At 72.5% G+C, this 9,353-nt stretch carries 6 protein-coding genes and 1 pseudogene; 6 read left to right on the top strand and 1 reads right to left on the bottom strand.

All coding sequences use genetic code 11. The features are described 5' to 3' along the window. From AB0C69_RS31635 to AB0C69_RS31655, 5 genes and pseudogenes are all read left to right on the top strand, one after another. Positions 1–1,073: pseudogene (locus AB0C69_RS31635) on the top strand (glycogen debranching enzyme); the annotation flags it as partial. A 74-nt stretch (positions 1,074–1,147) separates the two neighbouring features. After that, positions 1,148–3,436, top strand: a complete 2,289-nt coding sequence (gene treY, locus AB0C69_RS31640; RefSeq protein ID WP_360358663.1) for a malto-oligosyltrehalose synthase — start codon at positions 1,148–1,150, stop codon at positions 3,434–3,436. Further along, positions 3,433–5,286: a malto-oligosyltrehalose trehalohydrolase gene (treZ, locus tag AB0C69_RS31645; RefSeq protein WP_360358664.1), complete on the top strand. Its 1,854-nt coding sequence runs from the start codon at positions 3,433–3,435 to the stop codon at positions 5,284–5,286. The genes treY and treZ overlap by 4 nt, the downstream gene beginning before the upstream one ends. A 123-nt stretch (positions 5,287–5,409) precedes the next feature. Then, complete coding sequence (locus AB0C69_RS31650) at positions 5,410–6,081, top strand: response regulator transcription factor (RefSeq protein ID WP_026402549.1); 672 nt, start codon at positions 5,410–5,412, stop codon at positions 6,079–6,081. Positions 6,082–6,181: 100 nt separating this feature from the next. Beyond that, on the top strand, positions 6,182–7,453 hold the full coding sequence (locus AB0C69_RS31655; RefSeq protein WP_345187269.1) for an ATP-binding protein: 1,272 nt from the start codon (positions 6,182–6,184) through the stop codon (positions 7,451–7,453). A gap of 14 nt (positions 7,454–7,467) precedes the next feature. On the opposite strand, the gene AB0C69_RS31660 is transcribed toward AB0C69_RS31655, so the two are convergent. After that, positions 7,468–8,052, bottom strand: coding sequence for a GtrA family protein (locus tag AB0C69_RS31660; RefSeq protein WP_360358665.1), 585 nt, complete (start codon positions 8,050–8,052; stop codon positions 7,468–7,470). Between the two features lie 304 nt (positions 8,053–8,356). Between AB0C69_RS31660 and AB0C69_RS31665 the strand changes: the two genes are divergently transcribed. Then, on the top strand, positions 8,357–9,353 hold a 997-nt coding region (locus AB0C69_RS31665), incomplete at its 3' end, for a 5-(carboxyamino)imidazole ribonucleotide synthase (protein ID WP_360358666.1).

Here is a 9,353-nt window from a genome sequence, read left to right on the forward strand (position 1 = left end):
TCTTCGACCTCGTCCAGCAGGACCCGGTCGTCTCCCAGGTCAAGCTGATCGCCGAGCCGTGGGACGTGGGGGAGGGCGGCTACCAGGTCGGCAACTTCCCGCCGCTGTGGACGGAATGGAACGGCCAGTACCGGGACACGACGCGCGACTACTGGCGCGGGCAGCCGGGCACGCTGCCCGACTTCGCCTCCCGGCTGACGGGCTCGTCCGACCTGTACGCCGACGACGGCCGCCGTCCCATCGCCTCGATCAACTTCGTGACCTGCCATGACGGCTTCACGCTGCACGACCTCGTCTCCTACGACGGCAAGCACAACGAGGCCAACGGGGAGGGGAACCGGGACGGCACCGACGACAACCGGTCGTGGAACTGCGGCCACGAGGGCGAGACCGACGACCTCGACATCATCTCGCTGCGCGAGCGGCAGAAGCGCAACTTCCTGACCACGCTGTTCCTGTCGCAGGGCGTGCCGATGCTCCTGCACGGCGACGAGATAGGGCGGACGCAGGGCGGCAACAACAACGCCTACTGCCAGGACAGCGAGCTGTCGTGGGTCGACTGGACGGGCCTGCGCGACGACACGTTCTTCGACGAGCGCGGCCCGCTGCTCGACTTCGTCCGCCGCCTGTCGGCGCTGCGCACCGAGCATCCGGTGTTCCGGCGGCGGCGCTTCTTCACCGGCGGCGACGAGAGCTCCAAGCGCACCCGCGCGGGAGCGAGGCCCGAGGATCTGCCCGACCTCGTCTGGTTCACGCCCGGCGGGGCGGAGATGACCGGCCGCGACTGGTCCGCCGGCTTCAACAAGTCCCTCACCGTGTTCCTGAACGGCGACGCGATCGGCGAACCGGACCGGCGCGGACGGCAGGTCAGGGACGCCTCGTTCCTGCTGCTGATCAACGCCCATGACGGGGACCTGGCGTTCGCGCTTCCGCCCGTGCTGTACGGGCAGATGTGGATAAAGGTGCTCGACACCGCCGATCCGCTGCTCGCCGAGGAGGAGTCGCCCGTCGTGAAGTCCCGCGAGAACGTGCCGGTCGCCGCCCGGTCCATCCAGGTCATGCGCCGGGTCTGAGGCGGGGGTACGAGATGGAGGCCGAGCCCGCCCCCGAGGAACCGATGCCCGTCACCGAACCCCCCGAGGAAACCGTGTCCGAGGACCACAGCCCCGAACGGGCGGAGACATCCGAACGCGTGGACGGCGGCGTGCCGGAGGAGGACGCCCTCGCCGCGCCGCCGACCGGCACCTACCGCCTCCAGCTCCGAGGGACGCCCGAGGCGCACTTCGGGTTCGCCGACGCCGCGGCGCTGGCCCCCTACCTCGCGGCCCTCGGCGTGTCGCACGTCTACCTGTCGCCGGTCCTGCAGGCCGCGCCGGGCTCCACGCACGGCTACGACGTCGTCGACCACTCCCGGCTGTCGGAGGAGCTCGGCGGACCGGAGGCGTTCGGCGCCATGGTGACCCGGTTCCGGGCGCACGGGCTCCGGGTGCTGGTGGACGTCGTCCCGAACCACATGGCGATCCCGGAGCCGGCCGGGCTGAACCTGCCCTTCGCCGACGTCCTGGCGGAGGGGCCGCGGTCGCGGTTCGCCCGGTGGTTCGACGTCGACTGGGAGGCCGGCGGCGGGCGGCTCGTCCCGCCCGGCGAGGGCGAGCCCAACTACCGGCGCTTCTTCGACATCTCCGGCCTGATCGGACTGCGGCAGGAGGACGCGGAGGTCTTCGAGCGCACGCACGCGCTGCTGCTGAACCTGGTCAGGGACGGTCTGGTGGACGGGCTGCGCGTCGACCATCCCGACGGGCTCGCCGACCCGCGCGGCTACCTGCGGCGGCTCGCCGAGGCCGCGCCGGACCGCTGGCTGCTCGTCGAGAAGATCACCGAGGGGGAGGAGCGGCTGCCGCCGGACTGGCCGTGCGCGGGCACCACCGGCTACGACGCGCTCGGCATGATCGGCGGGCTGTTCCTCGACCCCGCCGGGGAGGGGCCGCTGACCGACTACTACGTGGCGCTGACGGGCAACCCGGCCTCCTTCGAGGAGGTCGAGCGCGACGCCCGGACGCACGCCGCCGAGCACGGCCTCAGGCCGGAGATCGAGCGGCTCCAGCGCGTCCTCGCCCGGGTCGTGGGCGAGCGCCGTCCCGGCCTGGAGAGGGCACTGGTCGAACTGCTGGTCTCCATGCCCGTCTACCGCGCGTACGTCGTGCCCGGGGAGGACGCTCCCCAGCAGGCCGTGGACGTCGTGAACGAGGCCGCCCGCCGTGCGCGCGCGCACCTGCCAGAGGACCTGCACGACGACCTTGAGGTCATCGTGGACCTGGCCCTGGGGCGCGGTGAGCGCACCGACGCCGAGTTCATCGTGCGTTTCCAGCAGACCTCCTCCCCGCTCGCCGCCAAGGGCGTGGAGGACACGGCGTTCTACCGCTGGAACCGCATGGCCGCGCTGAACGAGGTGGGCGGCGCGCCGGGCCGGTTCAGCGTCGGGCAGCCGGACTTCCACGCGTTCTGCATCCGGCTCGCCCGCGACTGGCCGTTGACGATGACGACGCTGTCCACGCACGACACCAAGCGCGAGGAGGACGTGCGGGCCTGGCTGGCGGTGCTGTCGGAACTGCCCGCGGAGTGGGCCGAATCGGTGGAACGGTGGCGGAACTGGGGGCCCGGCACATCGCCCCTGGAACCGGACCTGGAGTACCTGTTCTGGCAGACGCTCGTCGGTGCGTGGCCGCTCACCATCGGGAGGCTGGAGGAGTTCCTCACCAAGGCCATGCGCGAGGCCAAGACGCGCACTTCCTGGGCCGAACAGGACTCCGGCTACGAGGAGGCCGTCCTGGAGTACGCGCGCGGCGTCCTGGCCGATCCGGACCTGGTGACCGACATGACGTCCTTCGTCGCGAAGCTGGCCCCGTACGCGCGCGTGAACACGCTCGGGCAGAAGCTCGTCCAGCTGGCGATGCCGGGCGTCCCGGACGTCTATCAGGGATGCGAGATGACGGGCCTGTCGCTGGTCGACCCCGACAACCGGCGGCCGGTGGACTACGGGCGGCGCCGCGAGCACCTGTTCCGGCTCGACACCGGGCGGCAGCCGAAGGAGGTGGACGACGAGAAGCTGCTGGTCACGTCACGGGCGCTGCGGCTGCGCCGGTCCCATCCGGAGTGGTTCGGGCCCGGTTCCCGGCACGAGCCGATCACCGCGCGCGGGCCCGCCGCCGACCACGTCGTGGGGTTCGCCCGGGGCGAGGCCGTCGCGCTCGCCACCCGGCTCCCCGTGGGGCTGGAGAGCCGCGGGGGCTGGAAGGGGACCCGCGTGGACGTCCGCCGTCAGGGCTGGCGGGACGTCCTGACCGGCTGCACGCACATGGGCCCGATCCTGGACGCCTCGCGCGTGTTCGAGCACCTTCCCGTCGCGCTGCTCGTCCCCAGGGAGATCGATCGGTGAGCGCGCGTTTCGAGGTGTGGGCCCCGGCGGCCGGCCGCGTGGACGTCGAGGCGGGCGGCGCCCGGTACGCCATGGAGCCGCGGTCTCCCGATCCGGGGCCTTCCGGATGGTGGGAGGCCGTGGTGCCGGACGCCTCCCACGGCACCGACTACGGGTTCGTCCTGGACGGGGCGGACGAGGTGCTTCCCGACCCCCGTTCGCCCTGGCAGCCCGACGGCGTCCACGGTCAGAGCCGTGTCTACGACCACGGACGGTTCGCCTGGACCGACCGGCACTGGCACGGACGCCCGCTGGCCGGAAGCGTCCTGTACGAGATGCACGTGGGCACTTTCACGCCCGAAGGCACGTTCGACGCGGCGATCGAACGTCTCGACCACTTGGCGGCACTCGGCATCGACGCCGTGGAACTGCTGCCGGTCGCGTCCTTCCCCGGCCGTCACGGCTGGGGATACGACGGTGTTCACCTTTGGGCGCCGCACGAGCCCTACGGCGGGCCCGACGGTCTGAAGCGTTTCGTGGACGCCGCCCATGCGCGCGGTCTGGCCGTAGTGCTGGACGTCGTCTACAACCATCTGGGACCGGACGGGAATCGCCTGGGAAGTTTCGGCCCGTACTTCACGAGCGCCCATGCCACCCCATGGGGCGACGCAGTGAACTTCGACCAGGAAGGGTCGGACGAGGTTCGCGCGTTCGTCGTCCAGAACGCGCTGATGTGGTTGCGCGACTACCACCTGGACGGGCTGCGCCTCGACGCCGTCCACGCCATCACCGACCACGGCGCGGTGCACCTCCTGGAAGAGATGGGACGCGCCGTGGCGGCGCTTTCGGCCCACCTCGGCCGGGAACTGTTCCTCATCGCCGAATCGGATCTGAACGACCCGCGCCTGGTGACGTCCAGAGAAGCGGGCGGGTACGGGCTGGACGCCCAGTGGAGCGACGACTTCCACCACGCCCTGCACGCCGCGCTCACCGGTGAAAGGCAGGGCTACTACTGCGACTTCGGCTCTCTGGAAACGCTGAAGAAGGCCCTCACCAGAGCCTTCGTGCACGACGGCACCATGTCGACCTACCGGGGACGGCATCACGGCCGGCCTGTGAATGTCCGGGAGACGCCCGCGCACAGGTTCCTCGGTTTTCTCCAGAACCACGACCAGGTGGGCAACCGCGCGGCGGGGGACCGCATCGGCGCCCTTCTGCCGTCTCCTGGCCTGCTCAAAGTCGGCGCGGCGCTGCTCCTGCTCTCGCCTTTCACGCCCATGCTCTTCATGGGCGAGGAATGGGGCGCGACGACCCCCTGGTGCTACTTCACCGACCACCAGGACCCGGAGCTGGCGCGCGCGGTCAGCGAGGGGCGGCGGCGCGAGTTCTCCCGGCACGGCTGGAGCGGCGAGGTCCCCGATCCACAGGCTGTGGACACCTTCCGCCGATCCGTCCTCGACTGGACCGAACCGGACCGGCCGCCGCACGCCGGCCTGCTCGAATGGCACCGCGACCTGATCGCGCTGCGCCGCTCCCGGCCCGAGTTGAACGACCCCCGGCTGACCGCGGCGACGGTCGAGACGCACGACGGGGCGCCCGGCGGACCGGACGACGGGGCGGACGACGTCGCGGCGCGGTGGCTGACCGTGCGGCGCGGCTCGGTGTGCGTGGCGGCGAACCTCGGCGTCCGGCCCGCCCTGATTCCGGTGCCCGGTTCCGGCGGGACCGCCCCCGGGCTTCTGATCGCGTCGGATCCGGCGATTCGCCTTGACCCGGTCGGCCTCGGCGATTCCGGAACGGCCTCGGTGGTGCTGCCGGGCGCCTCGGTCGCGGTCCTCGACCTGGCCAGGCCCCCTGCCCTGCGGGCGTGATGCGGCCTACATCCCGATCGCGACTGAATAATGGTGATCGTGGATGTACTACGAGTGGCAAACCGCAGGTCAAGAGCGCGGCGGTAGCCGAGCAAAGGTCAAGTTTGGTCATACGATCGGTTCATGACCTCAGTACTGCTCGCCGAGGACGACACGTCCATCTCCGAGCCTCTCGCCCGCGCGCTGCGTCGCGAGGGGTACACCGTCGAAGTCAGCCCCGACGGCCCTCAGGCGCTGGAGCGGGCGCTCGGGGGCGGCGTGGACCTGATCGTCCTCGATCTCGGCCTTCCCGAGCTGGACGGCCTTGAGGTGGCCCGCCGGGTGCGGGCCGAGGGGCACGGCGTGCCCATCCTGATCCTGACCGCCCGTGCCGACGAGGTCGACACCGTCGTCGGGCTGGACGCGGGCGCGGACGACTATGTGACCAAGCCGTTCCGGCTGGCGGAGCTGCTCGCGCGGGTGCGCGCCCTGCTGCGCCGGGGCAGCACCGAGACTCCGATCGTCCAGGGGGTGCGGATCGACGCCGAGTCGCGCCGCGCCTGGATGGGCGAACAGGAGCTGCAGCTCACCACCAAGGAGTTCGACCTGCTGCGCGTCCTCGTGCGGGACGCGGGCAAGGTCGTGACCCGCGAACAGATCATGCGCGAGGTGTGGGACACCAACTGGTGGGGTTCCACCAAGACCCTCGACATGCATATTTCCTGGCTGCGCCGCAAGCTCGGCGACGACGCCGGCAGTCCCCGCTACATCACCACGGTGCGGGGCGTCGGCTTCCGGTTCGAGCGCGGCGACTAGCTCCGGCCGCCGCGGCCCGGCGGGACGCCGGGGGCCTTCCCGAGAGGCCCCCGGTGCGCGTTGCCGCACGGTCCGCGGCCCCACCCCTGAAGGAGCCCTGATGAGGCGCCGACTGCTCCTGTCGACGCTCGCGGTGGCGGTGGTCGCGCTGCTCCTGCTCGGCATACCCCTCGCCTACGCCGCGCACAAGCTCGTCTACGAGGAGGCCGGCCGGTCACTGGACCGGGAGGCGTCCTCGATCGCGGGCGGCGTCGGCTACAGCCTGGAGGCGCGCCAGCCGGTGACCCCCGCGGTCCTCGCCCGGGAGTACCCGGGACGGCACGTCTCGATCACGCTGCCGGACGGCCGGACGCTCACCGCCGGGCCGCAGCGGCGCGGTCGCGTGCTGTCGGCGACGGCGGCGCAAGGCCGGGTGCGGGTGCGGGTGTCGCGCCCGGAGGCGCAGGTCCGCGACGCCGCGCTGCGGCTGCTCCTGCTCGTCGGCAGCCTGGCCCTGCTCGGCGTGGCCGTCACGGTCGGCCTGGCGATGGTGCAGGCCCGCAGGCTGACGCTGCCGCTGGTCGACCTCGCCGAGACCGCCGACCGGCTCGGCAGCGGCAACGCCCGGCCGCGCCCGCGCCGCTACGGCATCCCCGAGGTCGACCGGGTCGCCGAGGTGTTAGACCGCAGCGCCGTCCGCATCACCGACCTGCTGGTCGCCAGCCGCGAGTTCGCGGCCGACGCCAGCCACCAGCTCCGCACCCCGCTGACCGCGCTGTCGATGCGGCTGGAAGAGATGATCGACGCCGCCGACTACCCCGACGTCGTCCGGGAGGAGGGGGCGGCGGCGGTCGCGCAGGCCGAGCGGCTCGTCGCGGTCGTCGAGCAGCTGCTCGCCCGCGCCCGGCACGACCGCACCGGCGGCGCGGTACCGTCCCCGATCGACGAGATCATCGCGCAGCAGGTCGAGGAGTGGCGGCCGAGCTTCCGCAAGGCCGGACGGGACGTGCGGATCATCGGCGAGCAGGGACTGGTCGGCATGACCCATCCCGAGGGCCTCTCCCAGATCGTGGCCACGCTCCTGGAGAACTCGCTGACGCACGGCGCCGGCACCGTGACCATCCACACCAAGCCGGGCGCGAGCTCGGTGGTGGTCGAGGTCGGCGACGAGGGCGAGGGGATCCCGTCGGAGCTGGAGCCCCGCATCTTCGAACGCAGCGTCTCCGGCGGCCGCGGCACCGGCCTCGGCCTCTACCTGGCCCGCTCCCTGGCGGTGGTGGACGGCGGGCGCCTGGAGCTGATCCAGTCCCGTCCCGCGGTCTTCGGGGTCTTCCTGCGCCAGGCCGCCGAGGTCCGGCTGGCCGCGGAACGCGTGGTCATGGGCCCCGCCTGAGGGCCCGGCGCCGGTCAGATCTCGGCGTAGTCCTCGGCCGTCCGGTCGAGGGGGCGCCGCAGCCGGGGCGCGCGGCCCGGGGTGGCGCGGGTCGCGCCGGGGCCCTCGGCGGCGGCCTCGGCGGAGGGGGCCTCCGGAAGCCCGGACGCGGGGTCGACGTGCGGGGCGCTCGCCGGCAGGAACACCCACTTCTTGTAGGACCAGAAGCGGAACAGCGTCGCCACCGCGGTGCCGATGACCAGCGCGATGTTGTAGAAGACGGCGCCGTCCAGCCCGAGGACGTAGTGCGAGAAGCCGATGAACAGCTCGGTGATCACCAGGCCGACGCCGTTCAGCGCGAAGAACAGCACGTACTCGCGGCCGAGGCCGGTGCGGTCGCGGTGCCGGAACGTCCAGTAGCGGTTGGCGAGGTAGGAGAACGTCGTCGCGACCACCGTGGCGACGCCGTTGGACGTGAGCGGGCCCACCCCCAGGCCGGTGTGCAGGCCGTTGCCGATCGCGAACGTGATGACGAATGCGATGGCGCCCACGCTGCCGAACTGGGCCAGTTCGCGCATGAGGTGCGCGAACCGCCGGTGGATTCTGGCGACCAGGCTCACGAAGGGGAACCGTCCTTCCGGGCTTGCACTGCTGGGCACGGCGGGCGGCCGGCGACTACGGGGGAGGCACCACGAGGATAGACGTCCGTGGCCCCCGGGACGCCGGAACATGAACGGTAGGCGCTCACCTCCGGTCCGTGCCCATTGCCGGGCCCCCCACACACCGCCGGCGCTCCCCGCGCGCCTTCTCCCCCCGCGTCCCTTCGCCCCCCACACTCCTTCGACGCGGGTGCCGCGTGGTTCGTTCGCCCCGCCCGCCCGATAGCCTTTCGACGTGAAGGTTCGTGAGATGCCCGTGGTCGGGATGGCGGGCGGAGGGCAGCTCGCAAGGATGACCCAGCAGGCCGCGATCGCCCTCGGCGTGTCGCTGCGCGTGCTCGCCGGGGCGCCGGACGAGTCGGCGGCCAAGGTCGTCTCGGACGTGCGGGTCGGCAACGACCGCGCCCTCGACGACCTGCTGGGCTTCGCCCAGGGCTGCGACGTGGTGACGTTCGACCACGAGCACGTCCCCGGGCCGCACATCCAGAAGCTGGAGGCCACCGGCGTCCCGTGCCGGCCCGGGTCGGCCGCTCTCGCCCACGCCCAGGACAAGCTCGTCATGCGCGAACGCCTGAGCGAGCTCGGCGTTCCCTGCCCCGCCTACGCGCCCGTCCCCTCGCCCGATCCGCGGGCGTTCCTGGAGGCGTTCGGCCGCGAGCACGGCTGGCCGCTGGTCCTGAAGTCCACGCGCGGCGGCTACGACGGCAAGGGCGTCTGGGTCGTCGGCGACCTCGCGGAGGCCCAGGTCGCCGACCGGCTGCAGGCCGAGGGCGTCGACCTGATGGTGGAGCAGCACGTCGCCTTCGGCCGCGAGCTGGCCGCGCTCGTCGCCCGCTCCCCCTACGGGCAGGGCGCCGCGTACCCGATCGTGGAGACCGTCCAGGAGGGCGGCATCTGCACCGAGGTGATCTCGCCCGCGCCCGGCCTGCCGAAGGACCTCGCCGTCGAGGCGCAGAGCCTCGCCCTGCGCGTCGCCGAGGAGCTGAACGTCGTCGGCCTCCTCGCCGTCGAGCTCTTCGAGACGGACGCGGGGCTGCTGGTGAACGAGCTGGCCATGCGCCCGCACAACTCCGGGCACTGGACCATCGAGGGCGCCCGGACGTCGCAGTTCGAGCAGCACCTGCGGGCCGTCCTCGACCTGCCGCTCGGCTCCACCGAGCCCACCGCCCCGTACACGGTCATGGCGGACGGCTCCGAGGTCAGCGCACGCGCGGTGCTGATCGCCACGGGCGTCGACTGGCGGCGGCTCGGCGTCCCCGGCC

Source organism: Actinomadura sp. NPDC048032, assembly GCF_040653175.1.
Classification (GTDB): Bacteria; Actinomycetota; Actinomycetes; order Streptosporangiales; family Streptosporangiaceae; genus Spirillospora; species Spirillospora verrucosospora.